Source organism: Deltaproteobacteria bacterium (genome assembly GCA_028818775.1).
Classification (GTDB): Bacteria; Desulfobacterota; Binatia; order UBA9968; family JAJDTQ01; genus JAJDTQ01.
In genome coordinates this window covers 13,461-34,389 of record JAPPNE010000138.1, presented here as the reverse complement: position 1 = coordinate 34,389, position 20,929 = coordinate 13,461, and the positions used below count along the sequence as shown (strand labels likewise).

The window sequence follows — 20,929 nt, the reverse complement described above, 5'->3', positions numbered from 1 at the left end:
AGCAGCTCCCACAGGTCGCGGCCGTTGGCGGTGGTCTCGCCCTTGACCCGGAGCCGGGGGCCGACGCCGTCGGCGCCGGGCTGCTCGGGCGAGGCGGCGCCCGTGGGGTAGACGGGATAGCTCGCCGGCGCGGCCTGGAGCGGGTCGACGGCCACCTCGCCGCCGAGGGAGCGCAGCCACGCCTCGTTGTCGTGGCTCTCGCGCACCAGGGTTTCGATGACCTCCGGGTCGGTGGCGCCGCCGCACAGGAACGTGATGTGCTCCACGGCGCGGTCGAGGGCGCCGAAGGTGCGCACCGAGCCGGCGGAAAGCCGGGTGTTGCCGCCGCCCGAAGCGGCCTTCTCCACGATCAGCACCTTGGCGCCGAGGTCGGCGGCGGTGATAGCGGCGGTGGCGCCCGCGCCGCCGTAGCCCACCACCGCCACGTCGGTCTCGCGCGAAGAAACGATGGCCTTGCTCATTCCCGCGGCACCTTCACTGGGTCCTTCGAAATGGCGTCCTTCGACTTCGCTTCGCTACGCTCAGGACGAACGGTTGTAGGGGCCATTACCCGTTCGTCCTGAGCCCTTCGACAGGCTCAGGACAGGCGTAGCGAAGCGAAGTCGAAGGACGCCATCATTCGGGCTTCACCAGGCGCCCTTCCCCCACCAGTCGCTCGATGATCTTGCGTGCCTCGGCGCGGGTCTCCACCGTGTCCTGCAGCATGCGGTCGCGCCAGCCGTCGTTGGGCCAGCGCTTGGCCTTGGCGTAGACCGGCGCGTACATGTCGCTGCGCAGCTCGATGAGGAAGTTCCACACGTGGCCCGAATCGGCCATGCGCGTGCGCTCCCAGCGCAGGTTGTCGATGTCCACCATGCCGGTGACCACGGCCTCGCCGGGCGCGGTGGCCGCCGACTGCACGTGGCCCATGTAGTCGATGAGCTGGGTCATGCCGCGGTAGCCGCCGGTGGGGCGGTTGGAGCCCACGAAGGCGCCGCAGTTGACCGACAGGAAGTAGCACAGGTTCTCGTAGGCGCGGGCGCGCCGGAGCACGTCCCAGGCCTCGCCCTCGGGCGCATAGGGCTCGGCGGTGGGATGGATCAGCAGCTCGGCGCCGCGCAGCGCCAGGCAGCGGGCCATCTCCGGGAACACCACGTCGGTACAGGTGAGGCACGCCAGCCGGCCGATCTCGGTGTCCGCCACCGGGAACATGGCGTCCTCGCCGTAGCGTTCCGTGTACTCGGTGTAGACGTCGCCGGGCCCCGTGTAGGTGGTGTTGAGATTGTTGGGGCCGTTGTTCTTCCGGTACTTGAGGATGATGTCGCCGTCCGGGTCGATGATGAAGCTCGTGTTGAAGAGGCGGCCGGGCCAGTCGTCGTCGCGTTCGTAGAGGTTGCCGACGATGTGGCAGCCGCGCTCCCGGGCCTTGCGCCCGATCTGCTCGGTGACGTCGCCCGGGATGGTCTCGGCCAGCGCGAGCCACTCGTCCACCGAGCGCGGCCGGTACTGGCCGATGATGCCGTACTCCGAGAACACCGCCAGCTTCACGTCGCCCAGACGCAACGCGGTCCAGTCCAGCAGCTCGAAGATGCGCCCGAGGTTCTCGTCGATGATCGCGTTGCGCTCCCCGGGCTCGACGATGACGCGTGTCTGTTGCTGAATCAACGCCACTCGATAGGGTTTCATGATGCCTCCCCACCCCTGGATTCCCGCTTCCGCGGGAATGACGACTCGGAGCGTCAGCAGTGTCTTGGTTTGAGCACTATCTCTTGTTCACCGTTCCCAGGAACCACTCCGCCATCTCTTCGCGCTTGGGATACCACACCCCGTCGAAGGTTTTAACGTAGTCCACGAACTCGCGCAGGGCGCGGATGGCGTAGGCCTGGCCCATGACGTGGGGGTGCATGCCGACGTTCATGATGCGGCCGCTGGTGGCTCCTTCCAGGTAGAGCTGGTCGAACTGCTCCCTGAACAGCTCCAGGGCCTGGGAGGTGGTGCGGCCGCCGCGGGAGAAGACCGCGAAGTCGTTGACGTCGTTGGAGTAGGGAATGCACACCAGCGGGCCGTGGCGGGTGTTGAGCAGATAGGGCTGGTCGTCGTTGAGATAGTCCGCCTGGAACAGCAGTCCCAGCTCCTTCAGGATGTGGGGCGTCTCGTGGGTGCTGCGGAGCGACGACGACAGCCACCCCCGCGCCGGCCGTCCCACCGCCCCGGCGTAGGCGTCCAGGGTGCGGCGGATCACCTCGCGCTCCCTGTCCGGCTGGTTCGCGTAGTAGGTGAGCACGTCGTTCTGGGCGTAGTTGTGGGCCAGGATCTCCCAGCCGCGCTCGTTGGCGGCGTCGATGATGCGGCGTCGCTCGATGCCGGTGAGCGCATTCATGGTGCAGGTGGCGGGCACGCCGGCCCGGTCGAACACGTCGATGATGCGCCACACGCCCACGCGCTGGCCGTACTCACGCCAGGTCCAGTTGGCGTAGTCGGGGACGTTGCCGGGCAGCATGTGCGGGATGGTGGCCGGCCCGCCGGGGTAGAGGGGCTCGGCGCTGTCTCGGGTCATCTCCCAGTATTCGATGTTGATGGTGAAGATCAGCGCCACCCGCGCGCCTTGCGGCCAGCGGAGCGGCGGGCGGTCGGGTAGTGCGACGTAGTCGTACAGCATGCAGGACACCTAACACCCATTGCCCCCGTCCGGCAACGCGGGCATAATGAATCGGGAGGGATGAATCACATGAAGCAGTTCAAGTGGCGGGCGCTCGCGTTCGCGATCCTCGTGGGTCTGGCGGTCCTGTGGGCGTTCGGCAACGCCCCGGCTTCGCTGGTAGGCAAGCAGGCGCCGGAGTGGACCAACGATACCTGGATCAACACGGAAGGGGCGACGCTCAGGTTGAAGGACCTCAGGGGGAAGGTGGTCCTCATCGAGTTCTGGACCTACGGCTGATACAACTGTGTCAACACACTCCCATCGTTGGTGGGATGGCACCAGGAATACGGCCCCCGGGGCCTCGTCGTCGTGGGCATCCACTCGCCCGAGTTCTCCCACGAGCACTCGCTCGAAAACGTCAAGAACGCCTGCAAGGAGCTGGGAATCAAGTTCCCGGTAGCACAGGACAACGACTTCGCCACCTGGAAACGCTACGGCACGCGCTACTGGCCCACCCTTCACATCATCGACAAGAAGGGCGTGATCCAGTACACGCGCTTCGGTGAAGGCGGCTACGACGAGATGGAGGAGATCATCCAGCGGCTGCTGGCGGAGTAGCTTCGGGCTAACCCGCGGGGCAACTCACCCCGGTGCCGCCCAGCCCGCAGTAGCCCCAAGGGTTCTTGGCGAGGTACTGCTGGTGGTAGTCCTCGGCGAAGTAGAACTCGCCGGCGTCCAGGATCTCGGTGGTGATGGCGCCGTAGCCCGCCTTCGCTATCTCCTCCTGATAGCGTTCGCGTGACGCCTCGGCCGCCTGCTTTTGCGCGTCGCCGTAAGTGTAGATCCCGGAGCGGTACTGTGTGCCCACGTCGTTGCCCTGGCGCATGCCCTGGGTGGGGTCGTGGGCTTCCCAGAACACCTTGAGCAGGTCGCTGTAGATCACCACCTTGGGATCGAACACCACCAGCACCACTTCGTTGTGTGCGGTCCTGCCGGTGCATACCTCTTCGTAGCTGGGGTTCGGCGTCAAGCCGCCGGCGTAGCCCACGGCGGTGGTGTAGACTCCGTCGAGCTGCCAGAAACAGCGCTCCGCGCCCCAGAAGCAGCCCAACCCGAACACCGCCTTCTCCATGCCCTCGGGGTACGGCGGCTCCAGCGGATGGCCGTTGACGAAATGCGCCTCCGGCACCGGCATCTTCTCCTGCCGGCCGGGCAGCACCCTGGCCGGGTCCGGCATCTTCGTCTTCTTGCTCAGCAAGCCCCAAAGCATCGGGTTCTCCTTTCGCCAGGAACGCGCGGGTCACGATTCTCCGATGTCCGATCCCTTAACCATGCCACGTTGGAGGAGGGTTGCAAGACGAAAGAGCGGGGATCGGACGGATATGGGACCCGGCGGCGCGGAAAGCGACGTGTACCAAACGCCGGTCAACTTGCGTTTGGTAGCACTCTATGCAACCGGACTTTGCATTTGGTACGGACCTTGCTCCGCCAAGCCCGACGCCGCTGGCGGATGGCCGCCGATTTGTATGGTACAGGACACTAGCCATGGAGACCGGCATCGCCTATGCGCTGGCGGCGGCGCTTTTCTGGGGCATCTCTCCGGTGCTGGTGAAGCGCGGGCTCAGGGACGCCAACGTGAGCGGCGCGGTGTTGCTGCAGCAGGCCGGCTCGGTGTTGACCATGGTGCTGATCATCGTCCTGTCGTTCGGGGCGGTGCGGCTGCAAATGCCCTGGACGGCGTTCGGGGTGTTCGTTTCCGTGGGTCTGGTGGGGAGCTTCCTGGGGCGCACCTTCGTGCTCAAGGGCATCGACGAGATCGGCGCCTCCAAGGCCCAATCCATTGCCAACTCCGCACCGCTGCTCACCGCGGTCTATGCCATTGTTCTGCTGGGCGAGACCGCCACGCCGGGCATCCTCGTCGGCGTCGTCCTGATCGTGGGCGGGCTGCTGCTCATCACGCGCGCCGCGCCGGACGGCGATCCACGCGGACCCGTGCCCTACAAGGCCTTTCTCAACCCGCTCCTTTCCATCATATTCTTCGGTTTCGGCCCGATCCTCAAGAAGGTCGCGATCCTCTCCGGCGGCACGCCCATTCCCGGCGCGCTGGTGACGCACCTCACCGGCTTGGTGCTGGTGGTCACCTGCGGGCGCCTCCTGCGCATCGACTGGCGGGAGGGAATCCGGATCTCGGCGAAAGGCTACGCGGTCCTGTTGCTCTCGGGAGTCGCCCAGGGAGTGGGATCGGTCCTCACCTACCTCGCGGTGGCCCATGCGCCGGCCATCATCGTCGCCCCCATCTGGAACGTGCAGCCGCTGATCACGTTCTCGCTGGCGCGGCTGCTCCTGCAGGGGGACGAGGCCGTCACCCTCAAGGACGGGCTGGCCGCGGTGCTGGTGGTGGCCGGCGTCTTCTTCCTGTTTCAGGCGCGGGGGTAGTGGTCGATACCCTTGCCGGGCCAGGCTGCGGCGGATACGAACGTCGTATATGAAACCGCGACTGGACGTCCTGCTGCACGCGCGGGAGCCGGACGGCCGGCCCTGGAAATACCTGCCGGCCGTGCTCGCGCTCGCCTTCGCGGCGCGCGCAATCGTGGCCTTGTCCGGCGACTTCGTCCTGCACCCGGACGAGATCATGCAGTACCTGGAACCGGCACACCGCCTGGTTTTCGGCAACGGCGTCACCTATTGGGAGTTCTTCTACGGCGCGCGCTCGTGGATCGTTCCGGGAGCGGTAGCGGGTGTCTTGAAACTGCTGGACGTCGTCGGCCTTGGCGAGCCGCGGTGGTACGTCGGCGCGGTCAAGCTGATGTTCTGCGCCATCTCCCTCGGGATTCCCGCGGGCATGTACTTCTTTGCCCGGCGACACTTCGGCGAGGCGTCGGCGCGGGCGGCGTTGGTGGCCGGCGCGTTCTGGTACGAGCTCGTCGGCTTCGCGCACAAACCCATGACCGAGTTCGTCGCCACCGTTCCCCTTGTGGCGCTGCTGGCGCTGTGCGTGCGCCCCGCCTTGAACGATACCCGGACGGTCTGGCAGGCGGCCTTCCTCGCTGCCATCGCCTCCGCCATAAGGATGCAGTACGCGCCGCTCGCGCTCGTGTTGCTGGGCATCGTGTTTCTGCGTACCGGGAAGAAGGCGCGGCTCGCGGCGGCCACGGCGGCATTCCTCTTCGCGGTGGGGGTGTTCGACGCGGTGACCTGGGACGCCGGCCTGTTCCACTCGTATCTCACCAACCTTCGCTTCAACCTCATTCTCGGCCCGATGCGCGCCGGCGAGAGTCCGCCCTGGCAGTTCATCCTGTGGTTCGTACTCGCCGGCGGCGGCCTGAGCCTGCTGTGCGTCGCGGCGTCTCTCCGCCACCCCAGGCGCTACGGGCTGCTGCTGGCGTTGATCGCGCTGATCCTGCTGCTCCATTCCCTGCAAGCCCACAAGGAGTACCGCTTCGTCTTCGTCGTCGTCCCGCTCTGGCTTCTGATCGGCGCCGACGTCGCGACGCGCCTGGCATCACGGGTGGGCGGCCCGCACCGGCTTGCGGAAACCGTGGCGGCCGTGTTTGCAGCCGTTTCGCTGGCGGGAATCATGAATGCCCTGCCGTACCAGGACCGGGTGTACCGGGCGTGGTCGAGAGAGACGCGCCACATGGGCTTCGTGCGCAACCAGGACCCCGTTTTCGCCGCCTACCGTTACCTCGCCCGCGCGGCCGGCGTCACCGGTGTGTGGCAGCCCGACCGCCCGTACTACAGGCTGCCGGGGTACTACTACCTGCACCGCAAGATCCCGTTCTATGATCTATTCTCCGGAAGGGCCCTCGCGACCGACGCGGCCCCCTCCGTCCTGGTGAGCCACATCGTGTCCGCGGCCCCGGCCCTTTCCGTTGCCGGCTACTCCCTTGACCGGGAATTCGCGGGCATGCGCGTGCTGCGGCGAGACCGGGACGACCCGCCGGTCCGCCAGTGGCTCGACTACGCCCCTACCATCGTCGGCCGTTCACAGGCCCGGATCATGGCCCGGATAGAGCCGGACGCCCCCGTTCCCCCGGCCAACTTCGGCATCCGCTTGGCGTCCAGGGAACGGCCGGTGGCCCGGCCCGGACGAGACCAACCCGGCTTGCGGGAGGATCGCTGAGGACAAACGAGTCCTTGATACCCGTGAGGCAGGCAAGACGAGGCGTCAACCCGTCGGGGCCTATGGCGTCGGGCGAATGACTACGCCAACTTGCCGAACACGGCGATCCAGATGCACGGCGGCGTGCGGCTGGTGTAGTTGACCCGGTGGCGGCGGTGGGCGGGTATCAGCACGTGGTCTCCGGCGCCGAGGCGTAGCGTCTCTCCATTTTCGTATTCCAGCACGGCCTCGCCCTGGACGAGCACGACCCATTCGTCGCGGTTCTGGTCGTACCACTCGCCGGCGGGTGCAGTCCGGCCGCGGGAGACGATGCGCTCGACCTTCACGCCCCGGTCGGGAATCAGGTCGGTGAATTCCTCGTCGTCCGGGAGCGGATCGGGCAGGTCGTAGAGGTTAGGGGACATGCTCCGGTGGCCGGAACAGCGCGAACACCTTGTCGGAGTTGGAGATCCACGACTCCAGGAAGACGATGTCGTCGGGCTTGCGGTCGATCTCGGACATGGCGCCGGCCAGGGCGAACCAGTTGAGCAGTTCGTGGTGGCCGCGGTCCTCGGCCTCGGGCAGGCTGGTCTTGCGCCAGGTTTCCCAGTCGCCGTCCCGGAGCGCCGCGAAGTAGCGCTTGTCCGACTCCACGTCCGGGTACATGAACGAGTGCTTGGCCGTCAGGAACGAGTGGGACCAGCTCGACGAGGCGATGAGGGCCACGCGCCACGGGCTCTCGGCGAAGGCGCGGGCGGTGGCCGCGCCGATGTCGAAGCAGCGCCAGGGCTGGGGGCCCGGCGGGTCGAACTGGTCGGCGATCTCTTGGGCGGCGGAAGGCGTCAGCGGCACGCCGCGGCTGCCCACGAGCTTGCGGCCGTAGCTGTTCACGGTGAAGGGCACCAGCGGGTAGGGGAACCCCTGCCGGTCCCAGTCGAGGTACAGGATGGAGTTGACGAAGGCGTGGCCCAGGCCACGGTGCAGCGGCTTGTAGGAGTAGGCCACGTCGAAGCCGCTCTCCAGCAGGCTTGACGCCAGGTACTTGCCCGCCTCCTGGTGCCCCTTGATGGTGAAGACCTTCTCGTCGGGCTCGTCCCACATGTTGGCGCCGCGGCGGGTATGGGTCCACGGCTGCGCCTCCACCGAGTCGTAGGCGAGGATGGAGAAGGCCGGCACGCAGTCTTCCTTGAAGTTCTCGTACTGGTCGTCGCCCCACAGCACGCACAGGTCGGGCTGGAACTCGTCCAGGGCGCGCCGGGCGACGCGGAAGCGGTCGATGAGGTCCTGGCGGTGCGCGTCCGAGTGGCCCTGGCCGTTGTCCGTGCCCCACTGCTCACGCATGGGCGCGGGCCAGTTTTCCATGTGGCGCAGCCGTTCCGGCAGCGCGGGGTCCTCCAGGCACATCCGGATGCGCCGGGTCATGTTCCCCTGGAACCCGAGTCCGGGATAGTGCGTGATGCCCAGTCCGAGTATCTCTGCCATGTCCGTTCTCTCTTTCTTGACGCTTTCCGCTGGTTCGAGCCCCCGCCTATGGCAGCGTCCGCAGCAACCGCCCGAAGCCTTCCACGGGCTCATCAATCCCGAGACGCTTCCGGGTCGCCCAGACCTCCGCGTTGAGATTGGTGATCACCGGCACCCCGAGCTCCTCCTCGAGGGATTCGATGACGGGCAGACAGTCCCACCCCGCACCCAGGAGACAGATTCCCTCGCCGCCGTGATCGACGAGGGCCTTCTTGGCCCCGTTGTAGATGTCCCCGGCCGGGATGTCGCCGACGTCCTCGAAGGCCACGCCTTCGAGCTCCGGGATACCGGTCACCGTGAATCCGGCCTGCTCGAAGAAATTGGCGAACTTCGCGTTCATGGCGCCCTGGATGTAGGAGAGGATCACGAACCTTTCCACACCCAGCACGCGGAAGGCCTCTACCTGCACGGTGGTCGCGGTGAGGATCGGCACGCCGTGCTGCCGGGTCAACCGCTCGGTCAGTTCGCCGTCGAAGCGGTAGCCCTTGAGCAGGATCGGCGGTGTCCCCTGGATCAGCACCAGGTCCACCCCCAGCTCTACCAGCTCCGCCACCCTGGTTTCGGCCACGGCGATGGCTTCGTCGAACTCCGCCTCCGTGCCGGCGCGGACTCCGACGTAACGCGGCGCCACGCACACCCCCTCCGGAAGAAGCCTGATGTAGGTCTCCAGCGACCCGAGACGGAACGTCGGCTTCACCACGCCCACGGTGCCGCGCGAGCAATACATGGCCTATCCTCCTGAAAAAACGGCGTCCTTCGACTTCGCTACGCTACGCTCAGGACGCAAGTCCTCACACCGCGATGGTCTGGCCGCCGTCCACCACCAGGGCATGGCCCGTGACGAAGGAGGCCTCGTCGGACACCAGGAAGAGGACGCCGTAAGCCATCTCCTCCGGCCGCGCCATTCGCAGCAGCGCCTTGTTGCTCTTGGCCATGCGCGCCCGCTGCTCGGGGGTGGCGGCCTGCAGCGAAGGCACCGGCGGGTGCCCGCGGAAGCGCGGGGTCTCGGTGGCGCCGGGACAGATGCAGTTCACGCGGACGCCCTTGGGGCCGTAGTCCAGCGCCATCTGCCGGGTCAGGCTGATGACCGCTGCCTTGGTGGCGCAGTAGGCCGGATAGTTCTCGGACGCCACCAGCCCGAAGGTCGACGCGGTGCTGACGATGTTGCCGCTGCCTTTCTCGAGCATGTGCGGGACCACCGCCCGGACGCTCCTCTGGATGGCGTTCAGGTTGAGGTCCATGATGAAGTTCCACTCCTCGTCGGTGTGCTCGTGAGCCTGCTTGCGTATGCCGCCGCCGGCGTTGTTGTAGAGGATGTCCGCGCCGCCGTACCGGTCCATGGCGGTCTTCATCATCTCCTCGGGACCGCCGTCCACGGTCACGTTCACGTTCAGGAAGGTGGCCTCGCCGCCCTCGTCGATGATGAGCTGGTCCACCCGCGGCGTCATGGTCTCCTGGATGTCGCAGCACACGACGTTGGCGCCTTCGCGCGCGAACAGCCGGGCGGTGGCCCGTCCGATGCCGCTGTTGGCCCCGGTGATGATGGCCACCTTGCCCCGCAGCCGCCCCAATCCTTCTCTCAGCATGGGATGTTCGTCGTTGTTGGCGTTCGCCATAGGTTTGCCTCCTTGAATAGTGCGCCTTTCGGCTCACTTTCCCTTATCCGATTGCCGGGGGATTGCCAAGCGTGCCCCGGGCAGGACGTTCCGCATCCGTCATTCCCGCGAAAGCGGGAATCCAGGGGTGGCTGGGGGTGATCCGCTTGGTTAACCTTGCCGGGACAATCCGCTACAGTGTCACCATCAAGGAGGATCGACATGGACCGGGCAGACGAAAAATACGTGGACGTCGACGGAATCCGCACCCGCTACTTCGAGAAGGGCAGCGGCGAGACGGTGGTGCTGTTCCACGGCGGCAACTTCGGCTCCAACGAAGCGGCCGATGGCAGCCCCGACTGGGGACTGAACTTCGACGCCCTGGCGCAGTGGTTCCACGTCGTCGCCGTGGACAAGCTCGGCCAGGGCATGACCGACAATCCCAAGAGTGACGAGGACTACACCATGGCCGCGGTGGTGCGGCACGCGCTGGCCACGCTGGAGACCCTGAAGCTCGGCAACGTCCACCTGGTGGGGCATTCACGCGGCGCCTACCTGGTGGCGCGCATGACCCTGGAAAGGGCGGACCTGGTCAAGTCCGTGATCCCGGTGGACACCAACACCCTGGCGCCCGGAGTCGGAAGGAACGACGTCGTGCATGCCAACGCCCCGGAGCCCCGGCTGAGCCGGGAGAGCCAGCGCTGGGTGTTGGAGCGCTATTCCTACGGCTACGACCACATCACCGACGACTGGCTCGACGCCTGCGTGGAGATCGCCCAACAGCCCAAGTACCTGGAGGCGGTGGAGAAGATGGAGACCCAGGGCCTCAAGGCCAATGTCTTCCTGGCCCGGCATGCGCGACAGAAGGAAGAGACCCTGGGCTGGATCCGGGACCGCGGCTTCCAACGGCCGACGCTGCTCGTGTGGGGCTACAACGATCCCACCGCCACCCTCGACCAGGGCATGCGGCTGATGGAGCTCATGGCGGGAAGCGAGCGCCGCACCCAGATGCACATCATCAACGAGGCCGGCCACTTCTCGTACCGGGAGCATCCCGCGGAGTTCAACGAGGTGCTGAGGGCGTTCATCGCCGCGCAGCAATAGGGGTAGAGGCGGGTCAGGCCTCGGCATCATAGCGGGATGATCGTTTCCAACTTGAAAAAACATCGCACATCACCCATCATCCAAGACTACTACGTACGGAGGGAAACCCATGGGTAAATACATGTTCCACACGACGTACACCGCGAAAGGGCTTCCTGGGCTGCTCAAGGAGGGCGGCAGCCGGAGGCGGGCGGCGTTGACCCAGACCATCGAGGGGATGGGCGGCAGCGTGGAGGGGCTCTACTACGCCTTCGGCGACACGGACCTCTACATCATCGCCGATCTTCCCGACGACGCCACGGCGACGGCCGTCTCGCTCAACATCGCCGACGCCGGCGCCCTCAATATCAGGTGCACGGTATTGATCACGCCGGAGACGGTGGACGAGGCGGTCAAGAAGAAAGTGCCCTACCGGCCGCCCGGAGCACGGGCCGCTCGCGGCCGCAAGTAGGACCTTAAGTGTGATGCCCCACGCATGTCTGTAGACGCTTGCGTGGGACACCGCACTAGCGGCGGCACCGGCTTGAGCGGGCGCCGGTGTCCCTTTTTCCACCATGCCCCTCGTAAGCTTCGAAGAGGTCTCGCTGGAGTTGGGCGACCAGCGCCTGCTTGCGCACGCCGAGTTCGCCATCGAGCCCGGGGAGCGGGTCTGCCTGATCGGCCGCAACGGCGCGGGCAAGACCTCCATGCTCGGGCTCATCACCGGCCGCCTCCAGCCCGACCACGGCGAGATCCACTACCAGAGCCGTATCCGCGTCAGTGAGCTGGAGCAGGCGCTGCCCGAGGAGCTCGGACAGACGGTGCGGGAGTACGTCACCACCGGGCTGGCCGACCTGCAGGACCTCATCGACCACTACCAGCAGCGCTCCCGCGAGGCCCTGGACCGCAAAGGCTTGCTGGAGCTGGAGGCGCTGCACCGGGAGATCGACGCACACGGCGGCTGGCACGTGGACCAGCGGGTGGAGACGGTGCTGAGCGAGTTGGACCTGCCGGCGGACCGGCGGCTGGAGGAGCTGTCCGGTGGCTGGCAGCGGCGTGTCGGTCTCGCGCGCGCCATCGTCGGCAATGCCGAGCTGCTGCTCCTCGACGAGCCCACCAACCACCTTGACCTGAGCACCATCCAGTGGCTCGAGGACCGGGTCTACAACTACGCCGGCAGCGTCCTTTTCATCACCCACGACCGCGCCTTCCTCCGGCGGCTCGCCACCCGCATCGTGGAGCTGGACCGCACCCGCCTCACGAGCTGGCCCGGCACCTACGACAACTACCTGGAGCTCAAGGAGAAGGGCCTGGCGGAGGACGCCCGCCGCAACGCCCTGTTCGACAAGCGGCTGGCCCAGGAGGAGGAGTGGATCCGGCGCGGCATCAAGGCGCGGCGCACGCGCAACGAGGGCCGGGTGCGCGCCCTCATGGCCATGCGGGAGGAGGCCGCCCAGCGCCTCAAGCCCCTGAGCCAGGCGCGCATCCACGTGCAGCGCGGCGGTCAGTCCGGCCGCAAGGTGGTGGAGCTCCGCAACGTCACCCACGGCTACGGCGGCGAGCCGTTGATCCGGAACCTGTCGCTGCGCATCATGCGCGGCGACCGCATCGGCCTCATCGGCAACAACGGCGTGGGCAAGAGCACGCTCTTGCGCATCCTGGTGGGCGAGATCACGCCCGACTCCGGCACCGTGGAGCAGGGCGCCAACCTGGAGATCGGCTATTTCGATCAACTGCGCCGGGAGCTGGACCCGGAGAAGACCGTGGCCGAGACCGTCGCGGACGGCCGCGACCACGTCTTCGTCAACGGCAGGCCGCGCCACGTGGTGGGGTATCTCAAGGGCTTCCTCTTCAGCCCCAAGCGGGCGCTCAGCCCGGTGGCGGCGCTGTCCGGCGGCGAGTGCAACCGCGTGATCCTGGCCCGGCTGCTGACTCAGCCGGCCAACCTGCTGGTGCTGGACGAGCCCACCAACGACCTCGACATCGAGACCCTGGAGGTGCTGGAGCAGCAACTCGTGCGGTACCGGGGAACGCTGCTGGTGGTGAGCCACGACCGGAGCTTCCTCGACAACTGCGTCACCAGCACCCTCGTGTTCGAGGACACGGGCCTGATCCAGCGCCACGCCGGCGGCTACAGCGACTGGCTGCGCCGCGGCCAGGCCCTTGCCGTCACCGACGACCCCAACCGCGGGAACGCCCGGGAGCCCGCGCGGGACCGGCGCGAGACGCGGTCCCGCCCCACCAAGCTCAGCTACATGCTGCAACGGGAGCTGGACGGGCTGCCCCGCCGCATCGAGGCCATGGAGCAGACCGTCGCCGCACTGGAGGAAAAGACCCAGCAACCCGACTTCTACGCCCAGCCCTTCACGGCCGTCGAGCCTGTGCTCGACGAACTCAAGGCCGCCAAGGCGGCTCTCGATGAGGCACTGGAGCGCTGGACCGAGCTGGAGACGCTCAAGGAGGAGGCGGAGCGGCGCCCGACCTCGTAGGCCGGATCAGAAGCAAACTTCGGTTCATTGGCGGCGAGCAGGAGCAGGATGGCGCCCTTCGACTTCGCTTCGCTACGCTCAGGGCGAACGTTTGACGGGATACTCATTCTAATCCGTTCGCCCTGAGCGTAGCGCCGCGTTAGCGGCGCGAAGTCGAAGGGCGCCGTCCCGCATTGCCTGCCCCCGGAACTTCGGTTAAGAAGGTGTGCGGAGACAACCTATGAGAAAACAACGACTGTCAGTGGCCGGGCGCAACTCGATGCGCGTGGACGCGGTGGAGAAGGTTTCGGGGTCGGCGTTCTATACCGGCGACATGGAGCTTCCGGGGATGGCCTACGCCAAGATCCTGCGGAGTCCCCTGCCGCATGCGCGCCTGCTCAAGGTGGACGCGGCCAAGGCGCGGGCGCTGCCCGGGGTCATCGACGTGCTCACCCGGGACGAGTTGGGCGGCCTCAACTACATGTACGGGGCCACCTACAAGGACCAGGCTGTGGTGGCGGTGGACAAGGTCCGCTACGTCGGCGACCCGGTGGCGGCGGTGCTGTCGGCGGACGAGCTGGTGGCCGAGGAGGCCCTGGCGCTCATCGACGTGGAGTACGAGGAACTGCCGTTCACGGACAACGTGGACGACGCGCTCGCGCCGGGGGCTCCGCAGGTGCACGAGGGCGACGTGGCCAAGGCCGAGTTGCGGGGCTCCACCTACGGCGCGCCGGAACGGTTCAAGGGCACCAACGTGTGCTACTACTTCGGCTACTCCCGCGGCAACGTGGAGCAGGGCTTCGCCAAGTCCGACCACGTCTTCGAGGACGTCTTCCGCTTCTCCAAGGTGCAGCACTACTCGCTGGAGCCGCACATCTGCGTCGCCAATTACGACGGCGAGCGCCTGACGGTGTGGAGCTCGTGCCAGGACCCGTTCACGCTCAGGGGGCACCTGGCGGGGATCTTCAAGCTGCCGCTCAACCGGGTGCGGGTGGTGGTGCCCTATGTTGGCGGCGGCTACGGCGGCAAGCTCTACGTCAAGGCCGACCCCATCGCCGCGGCGCTGTCGGTGCGGAACCGCCGCCCGGTCAAGCTGGCCATGAGCGCCAACGACAGCTTCAAGACGGTGACGCGCCATCCCGCGCGCATCCGCATCAAGACCGGCGTCACCAGGAAGGGCGAGATGGTGGCGCGGGAGCTGGAAGTTTACATGGACACCGGAGCCTACGCCGACGCCGGCCCACGGGTGACCCAGAAGGCGGGCTACCGGGCGGTGGGGCCGTACCGCGTGGCCAACGTCAAGATCGACGCCCACGGGGTCTACAGCAACACGGTGCCGGCGGGAGCGTTCCGGGGTTTCGGCGCGGTGCAGGTGGCGTGGGCCTACGAGTCGCAGATGGACATGATCGCCAGGCGGCTCGGCATGGACCCGCTGGACTTCCGCCTCAAGAACCTGCTGGAGAAGGGCGAGCCCTACACCCCCGGCGACACGCCGGTGGACTGCGACCTCAAGCAGGGGCTGCGCAAGGTGGCGCGGACGCTGGACTGGAAGAAGCCGACCGCGCCCAACGTGGGCAAGGGGCTCAGCGTGTGCCTGAAGGACGCCGGCGGCACCTACAAGGTGGCCGGCGCCACCGTGAAGATGTCGTCGGACGGCAGCGCCGTGCTGCTCACCGGCACGGTGGAAGTCGGGCAGGGCTGCCGCACGGCCCTGAGCCAGGTGGTGGCGGAGGAGCTGGGCATCGAGCTGGAGCAGGTGTCCGTGGCCCAGTTGGACACCGACGTGACCCCCTTCGACGTCTCCACCAGCGCCAGCAGCTCCATGACGGTCATGGGCCTCGCCACCCAGCGGGCCGCCCAGGACGTGAAGAAGCAGTTGCTCAAGGCCGCGGCCAAGGTCATGGGAGCGAAAGCGGCCGATCTGACGCTCAAGGGCGGGCAGGTTCGCCCGGCCAAGGGACGCGGCGTGCCCTACAGCCAGGTCATCGCCGGCTACTACGGCAGCTCCGCCACCGAGATCGTCGGCCGCGGCGTCTACCAGGACAAGAAGAGCAAGACCGCGGTGCTGGGCTCCCCCACCACCTTCTGGGAGGTGGGCTGGGGCGGCGTGGAGCTGGAGGTGGACCCGGAAACGGGCGTGATTCGCATTCTCAAGTACGTGTCCATGGCCGACGTGGGCCGGGCCATCAACCCCTTGCAGTGCGAGGGCCAGGACGAGGGCGGCGTGGTGTTCGCCATCGGGCACACGCTGCTGGAAGACATGGTGTACGAGGACGGGCAACCCCTGAACCCCAACCTCATCGACTACCGCGTGCCCAACTTCCACGACCTGCCGGAGGACTTCATCTCGGAGCTGGTGGAGAGCGGCAACGGCCCCGGCCCGTTCGGCGCCAAGGGCATGGGCGAGGGCGGCGTGCTGCCGGCCGCGTCCGCCATCGCCGCGGCCGTGGAAGACGCCGTGGGCGTGCGCATCTGCGACCTGCCGCTGTCGCCCCCCAAGGTGTGGCAGCGGCTGCGGGAGAAGGAGAGCGCGGGCTAAGGAGCCCGTACGGAACTTTAGGCACTTAGGAGCGTATTATGTCAGACCCGACGCGGTTTCGAGCCATGGTCGTCAGCGAGAACGAGGATAAAACCTTTTCCCGCGCCATCACGGAGAGGTCGGCGGACGACCTGCCGGAAGGCGACCTTCTGGTTTCGGTGGCCTATTCTTCGCTGAACTACAAGGACGCGCTGTCCGCGTCCGGCAACAAGGGGGTGACCCGCAACTTCCCGCACACTCCCGGCATCGACGCCGCGGGCACCGTGGTGGAGAGCGCCGCGGGCGACTTCGCCAAGGGCGACGACGTGGTGCTGACGGGGTTCGATCTGGGCGCCAACACCGACGGGGGCTTTGCCGAGTACGTGCGCGTGCCGGCCGCGTGGGCGGTGAAGCGGCCGGACGGGCTCAGCCTCAAGGAGAGCATGGTGTACGGCACCGCGGGCTTCACCGCGGCCCTGTGCGTGCTGCGGCTCCAGGAGGGCGGGGTCACGCCCGAATCCGGCGACGTGCTGGTCACCGGCGCCACCGGCGGCGTCGGTTGCCTGGCCGTGGCCATCCTCGCCCAGGCGGGCTATCGGGTGGTGGCGTCCACCGGCAAGGAGTCGGAGAAGGAGTTCCTCACGGGCCTGGGCGCGGCCGACGTGATCTCGCGGGAGGACGCGGACGACCAGTCGGGGCGTCCGTTGCTCCGAGGCGTGTGGGCCGGGGTAGTGGACACCGTGGGCGGCAACATTCTCGCCACCGCCATCAAGGCGTCGAAGTACGGCGGCGTGGTCACCTGCTGCGGCAACGTGGCCTCGGTGGAGCTGAACACCACGGTCTTCCCGTTCATCCTGCGGGACGTGCGCCTGGTCGGGGTGGCCACGCCGGACTGTCCCGCGGACATTCGCGCCACCCTGTGGCAGAAAATGGCCGGCGAGTGGAAGCTCCCGAACCTCGACGCCGTCACCATCGACTGCTCCCTGGACGAACTGGACGGCCACATCGAGAGCATTCTCAAGGGCGGCGTGCGCGGCCGCGTGGTGGTGGACCTGTCGCGCTGAAGAACATGGCGTCCTTCGACTTCGCCTGTCCTGAGCCCTTCGACAAGCTCAGGACGAACGGAAGAATATCCCCAACACCGTTCGTCCTGAGCGTAGCGTAGCGAAGTCGAAGGACGCCATGTTGAGCGCTGACCGCCGATAACCAGAATCCCGGGAGATCGCCATGGCATCGTGGATGGTCGGCATCGATACCGGAGGCTCCTTCACCGACCTGATCGCGTTCGATCCGAACACGGGTGAACGGCGCATCGCCAAGGTCCCTTCGCAGCCGGCGGATCCGTCGGCCGCGGTGATGAACGCCCTCGATGAGTTGTTCCAGTCCGGAGTCGACCCGGGTGGCATCGAGTTCCTGGTTCACGGCACCACGGTGGCCACCAACGCCATCCTGGAAAGCAAGGGCGCGCGCACGGGCCTGCTCATCACCCGCGGCTTCCGGGCGGTGTACGAGGGGCGCGGCTGGTCGCAGCCGGCGCCCGAGGACCTGGCGGATCCCTTCTACGTCAAACCCGCGCTGCTGGCGCCCCAAGCGCTCACCGAAGAGATCACCGAGCGCCTCGACTATCTCGGCAACGTGCGGACGCCGCTCGACGAGGACGACGTCCGGCGCGCGGTGGCGAGCCTGAAGGAGAAGGAAGTCGAGGCGGTGGCCGTCAACTTCCTGTTCAGCTTCCGGAACTCCGAGCACGAGGAACGCACCGCGGCCATCGTCGCCGAGATGGCGCCGGAATGGCGCGTGTCCGTGTCGTCGCGCATCCTGCCCACCATCCGCGAGTATCCGCGGCTCTCCACCACGGTCATCGACGCGTTCGTGGGCAGGTCCATGGAGACCTACCTGCTGCGGCTCGTGGACCGGCTGCGCGGCGCCGGCATCGAGACGCCGCAGATCTTCCTCATGCAGTCCAACGGCGGGCTGATGCGCATGAACGTCGGCGCCCGCTATCCCAACCAGACGCTGCTCTCGGGCCCGGCGGCCGGGGTGGTGTCGGGCATCGAGCTGGCCGGGCGCCTGGGACGGCGGAACCTCGTCACCTTCGACATGGGCGGCACCTCCACGGACATCAGCGTGATCCGCGACGGGCGCTCCGAGGAGACCACCGCCGGGCGGATCGCCGGACAGGACCTCGCCACGCCCATGCTGGCCGTCCACACCCTGGGCGCGGGCGGCGGCACCATCGCCTGGATCGGCAAGGACGGACTCATGAAGGTGGGGCCCCGAAGTGCCGGCGCCGACCCCGGGCCGGCCTGCTACGGCCGGGGCGGCGAGCTTCCGACGGTCACCGACGCCAACCTGCTGCTGGGCGCCCTGGGGGACAGCAGCGCCCTGGGCGGGCGGCTGCGGCTGGACCGGTCCTGCGCCGAGGCGGCCGTGCGCGCGAGCCTGGCCGAGCCCCTCGGTCTCGACGTGGTGCAGGCGGCGGCCGGGATCCTCAGGATCGTCAACAACAACATGGCGGTGGAGCTGAGGCTGGCGCTGCAGTTCCGCGGCGTCGACCCGCGCGGCTTCGTGCTGGTAGCCTTCGGCGGCGCCGGTCCGCTGCACGCCGGCGTGCTGGCGGAGGAGCTCCGGATCCCCGCGGTGCTGGTGCCGCCGAATCCTGGTCTCAACAGCGCTCTGGGGCTGCTCCAGACCCAGGTGCGCCATCTCTACCTGGTATCGGATCTCGGCCTGGTGAGCGACTACGATCCCGCGCGCATGAACCAGCGTTTCGAGGAGTTGCGTCAGCGGGCGGTGGAGGACATCAGGGAAGAGCACTTCGAGCTGTCGGACGCGGTGTTCCGGCGCCAGGTGGACATGCGCTACCTGCACCAGGGGTACGAGCTTTCGGTTGACTGCCCGGACCGCGAGATCATGGAGGCGGACAAGGCCGGGCTCAAGGCGGCCTTCGACGAACTTCACGGCAAGGTGTACGGGCTGAGCGCCAGGGACGAGGACGCCGAGATCGTCACGTTCCGGCTGCTGGCGGAGATCGCGGTGCCGCGGCTCGCGCCGCCGCCCCTGGAAACCGGGGACGCCGGCGTCGAACACGCCGTCATCGGGCGCAGGCCGCTCTTCGACCTGAAGCGTGAAGAGTTCGTGGAGGCGGCGGTGCTGGACCGTGGGCGGCTGCTGGCCGGCAACCGCATCGACGGGCCCGCCGTGATCGAGCAGCTCGACGCCACCACGGTGGTGCCCGAGTCGCAGCATGCCACGGTCGATGCGTTCGGCAACCTCGTGATCGAGAGGGGGGGAAACGATGGCTCTTGACCCGATCACCAGCGAAGTCGTGATGAGCCGGCTGCGGGAGATCACCGCGTCCATGGCGCACGCGCTGTTCCACAGCGGCTACTCGCCGATCCTGCGGGAATCGCAGGACGGCACCGCCGGGCTGACCGACGGCACCGGACGCGTGATCATGGTGGGCGGCGGCCTGCAGTACCATTCCCTGCTGTACACGCAGGCGGTGACCGGCGTCTTGGAGCGCTACCCGGCGGAGAAGATGCGGGAGGGGGACTCGTTCGTTTCCAACGATCCCTACAAGGCGGGCAACAGCCATGTCCCCGACATGGTGGTGGTGACGCCCGCCTTTCACGAAGGCAAGGTGGTCGCGTTCGGGGTGAGCGTGGCCCACAAGGCGGACGTCGGCGGGCTGGTGCCGGGCTCGAGCGGCGCGGGCGCGCGCGAGATCTTCCACGACGGCATCCTGCTGCCGCCGGTGCGTTTCACCACCGCCGAGGGCGTCCTGCCCGAGGTGGAGGCGATCCTGCGCAACAACAGCCGCATCCCGGACGTGGTGCTCGGCGACCTGCGCGGACAGGCCGGCGCCACGAGACTAGGGGCGATCCGGTTCCAGGAACTGCTGGAGGAGTATGGCGCGGAAACCCTGCTGGGCACCATCGACGAGCTGATGACGCGCACGACCGCGCGGGTGCGGGCCGAAATCGCCTCCTGGCCGGACGGGGAGTTCGAGGCCGAGGGGTTCCTCGACCACGACGGCGTGGACCGGTCGAAGCCGGTGCGCATCCACGTGCGCGCCATCAAGGCCGGGGACCGGTTGACCCTCGATTTCTCCGGTACCGACCCTCAGGCCCCCGGACCCATGAACACCACGCGGGTCACGGCCCGGGCGGTCTCGACGCAGGCGGTGCTCGCGGCCTCGGACCCGAGCATCCCGATGAACGCGGGCGCGTTCGAGGCCGTGGACTTCAACATACCGCCGGGACTCATCATCAGCCCGCAGTTCCCGGCCACCGTCAACCACTACTTCCCGACCTCGCACTTGGTCTACAACTGCGTCCTCGCCGCCATCGGCAAGTTCAACCCGAACCGTGCGGTGGCCCCCTCCGGCCTCGGCACCGGCGCCATCGCCGTGGGCTACAAGCAGAGCCGCTCGGCGGGCCGTCCCACCGTACAGTACGAGATCATGATCACCTCGCTGGGAGGCACCAGCGACCACGACGGCGCGGCCATCGTGATGCCGGTCAACCACTTCGCCCCCGGCACGCCGGTGGAGATCCTGGAGACCGAGTACCCCGTCGCCGTGCGCCGCTACGAGCTCTGGCAGGACTCCGCCGGCGCCGGACGCTGGCGCGGCGGCACGGGCTTCATCCGCGAGTACGAGTTCCTCACCGACTGCATGCTCACCATCCGCTCCGCCAACCACCGTGAGGCCTCCTGGGGCCTCAACGGCGGCGGCCGCCCGCCCACCTCCCGGACCACCATCCAGAACCCCGGCGAGGACCCCTCCGACGCCGACATCCTGGAAAGCCGCCCGCTACGCGCCGGCGCCAGGCTAGCCATCTACCGCAGCGGCGGCGGCGGCTACGGCGACCCCAGGGAACGCCCCGCCGAGCTGGTGCGGCAGGATGTGGAGGATGGGTACGTGTCGCGGGAGCAGGCGGGGGAGGTGTACGGGCTTGGCGACGCGGAGGGTTGAGGGTAAATTGATGTCGATACCCCTTGCGGTTTCGACCGCAGGGT

General features: G+C 67.7%; 18 protein-coding genes and 1 pseudogene. 11 read left to right on the top strand and 8 right to left on the bottom strand.

The annotated features are described in order from the left end of the window. The 3 genes from OXU42_14950 to OXU42_14940 all read right to left on the bottom strand — a co-directional run. Nucleotides 1-461 (bottom strand): FAD-binding protein (locus OXU42_14950; protein ID MDE0030687.1); only part of this gene is annotated, 461 nt, incomplete at its 3' end. A gap of 154 nt (nt 462-615) precedes the next feature. After that, on the bottom strand, nt 616-1,665 hold the full coding sequence (locus tag OXU42_14945) for a hypothetical protein (GenBank protein MDE0030686.1): 1,050 nt from the start codon (nt 1,663-1,665) through the stop codon (nt 616-618). Nucleotides 1,666-1,741: 76 nt separating this feature from the next. Then, complete coding sequence (locus OXU42_14940) at nt 1,742-2,638, bottom strand: polysaccharide deacetylase family protein (GenBank protein ID MDE0030685.1); 897 nt, start codon at nt 2,636-2,638, stop codon at nt 1,742-1,744. A 69-nt stretch (nt 2,639-2,707) separates the two neighbouring features. Between OXU42_14940 and OXU42_14935 the strand changes: the two genes are divergently transcribed. Next, a complete protein-coding gene (locus OXU42_14935) occupies nt 2,708-2,917 on the top strand; it encodes a redoxin domain-containing protein (protein ID MDE0030684.1) in 210 nt (69 codons plus the stop codon). An 18-nt stretch (nt 2,918-2,935) separates the two neighbouring features. Next, a pseudogene (locus OXU42_14930) lies at nt 2,936-3,238 on the top strand (redoxin domain-containing protein). Nucleotides 3,239-3,245: 7 nt separating this feature from the next. On the opposite strand, the gene msrA reads toward OXU42_14930, so the two are convergent. After that, nucleotides 3,246-3,890, bottom strand: coding sequence for a peptide-methionine (S)-S-oxide reductase MsrA (gene msrA, locus OXU42_14925; GenBank protein ID MDE0030683.1), 645 nt, complete (start codon nt 3,888-3,890; stop codon nt 3,246-3,248). 275 nt (nt 3,891-4,165) lie between these two features. On the opposite strand from msrA, the gene OXU42_14920 reads away from it, so the two are divergent. Then, nucleotides 4,166-5,056, top strand: a complete 891-nt coding sequence (locus tag OXU42_14920) for a DMT family transporter (protein MDE0030682.1) — start codon at nt 4,166-4,168, stop codon at nt 5,054-5,056. 49 nt (nt 5,057-5,105) lie between these two features. Then, nucleotides 5,106-6,743 (top strand): hypothetical protein, encoded by a 1,638-nt coding sequence (locus OXU42_14915; GenBank protein MDE0030681.1) that lies wholly within the window; start codon nt 5,106-5,108, stop codon nt 6,741-6,743. A gap of 80 nt (nt 6,744-6,823) precedes the next feature. Here OXU42_14915 and OXU42_14910 read toward each other — a convergent pair whose 3' ends face one another. The 4 genes from OXU42_14910 to OXU42_14895 form a co-directional block, all read right to left on the bottom strand. After that, nucleotides 6,824-7,147, bottom strand: coding sequence for a cupin domain-containing protein (locus tag OXU42_14910; protein MDE0030680.1), 324 nt, complete (start codon nt 7,145-7,147; stop codon nt 6,824-6,826). Further along, nucleotides 7,137-8,204, bottom strand: coding sequence for an extradiol ring-cleavage dioxygenase (locus tag OXU42_14905; protein MDE0030679.1), 1,068 nt, complete (start codon nt 8,202-8,204; stop codon nt 7,137-7,139). Before OXU42_14905 ends, OXU42_14910 begins: the two co-directional genes overlap by 11 nt. A 46-nt stretch (nt 8,205-8,250) precedes the next feature. After that, nucleotides 8,251-8,970: a hypothetical protein gene (locus tag OXU42_14900; GenBank protein MDE0030678.1), complete on the bottom strand. Its 720-nt coding sequence runs from the start codon at nt 8,968-8,970 to the stop codon at nt 8,251-8,253. A gap of 64 nt (nt 8,971-9,034) precedes the next feature. Then, nucleotides 9,035-9,859 (bottom strand): SDR family oxidoreductase, encoded by an 825-nt coding sequence (locus tag OXU42_14895; protein MDE0030677.1) that lies wholly within the window; start codon nt 9,857-9,859, stop codon nt 9,035-9,037. Nucleotides 9,860-10,060: 201 nt separating this feature from the next. On the opposite strand from OXU42_14895, the gene OXU42_14890 reads away from it, so the two are divergent. The 7 genes from OXU42_14890 (at nt 10,061) to OXU42_14860 (ending at nt 20,885) form a co-directional block, all read left to right on the top strand. Continuing rightward, on the top strand, nt 10,061-10,942 hold the full coding sequence (locus OXU42_14890) for an alpha/beta hydrolase (protein MDE0030676.1): 882 nt from the start codon (nt 10,061-10,063) through the stop codon (nt 10,940-10,942). Between the two features lie 109 nt (nt 10,943-11,051). Further along, nucleotides 11,052-11,393 (top strand): GYD domain-containing protein, encoded by a 342-nt coding sequence (locus OXU42_14885; protein ID MDE0030675.1) that lies wholly within the window; start codon nt 11,052-11,054, stop codon nt 11,391-11,393. A gap of 103 nt (nt 11,394-11,496) precedes the next feature. Next, nucleotides 11,497-13,410, top strand: a complete 1,914-nt coding sequence (locus OXU42_14880) for an ATP-binding cassette domain-containing protein (GenBank protein ID MDE0030674.1) — start codon at nt 11,497-11,499, stop codon at nt 13,408-13,410. A 220-nt stretch (nt 13,411-13,630) separates the two neighbouring features. Continuing rightward, nucleotides 13,631-15,928: a xanthine dehydrogenase family protein molybdopterin-binding subunit gene (locus OXU42_14875; protein MDE0030673.1), complete on the top strand. Its 2,298-nt coding sequence runs from the start codon at nt 13,631-13,633 to the stop codon at nt 15,926-15,928. Between the two features lie 38 nt (nt 15,929-15,966). Continuing rightward, nucleotides 15,967-16,971: a YhdH/YhfP family quinone oxidoreductase gene (locus OXU42_14870; GenBank protein ID MDE0030672.1), complete on the top strand. Its 1,005-nt coding sequence runs from the start codon at nt 15,967-15,969 to the stop codon at nt 16,969-16,971. 163 nt (nt 16,972-17,134) lie between these two features. Next, on the top strand, nt 17,135-19,216 hold the full coding sequence (locus tag OXU42_14865) for a hydantoinase/oxoprolinase family protein (protein ID MDE0030671.1): 2,082 nt from the start codon (nt 17,135-17,137) through the stop codon (nt 19,214-19,216). Next, entirely contained in the window at nt 19,206-20,885 is a 1,680-nt protein-coding gene (locus OXU42_14860; GenBank protein MDE0030670.1) for a hydantoinase B/oxoprolinase family protein, read from the top strand. The genes OXU42_14865 and OXU42_14860 overlap by 11 nt, the downstream gene beginning before the upstream one ends. Nucleotides 20,886-20,929: the final 44 nt, after the last annotated feature.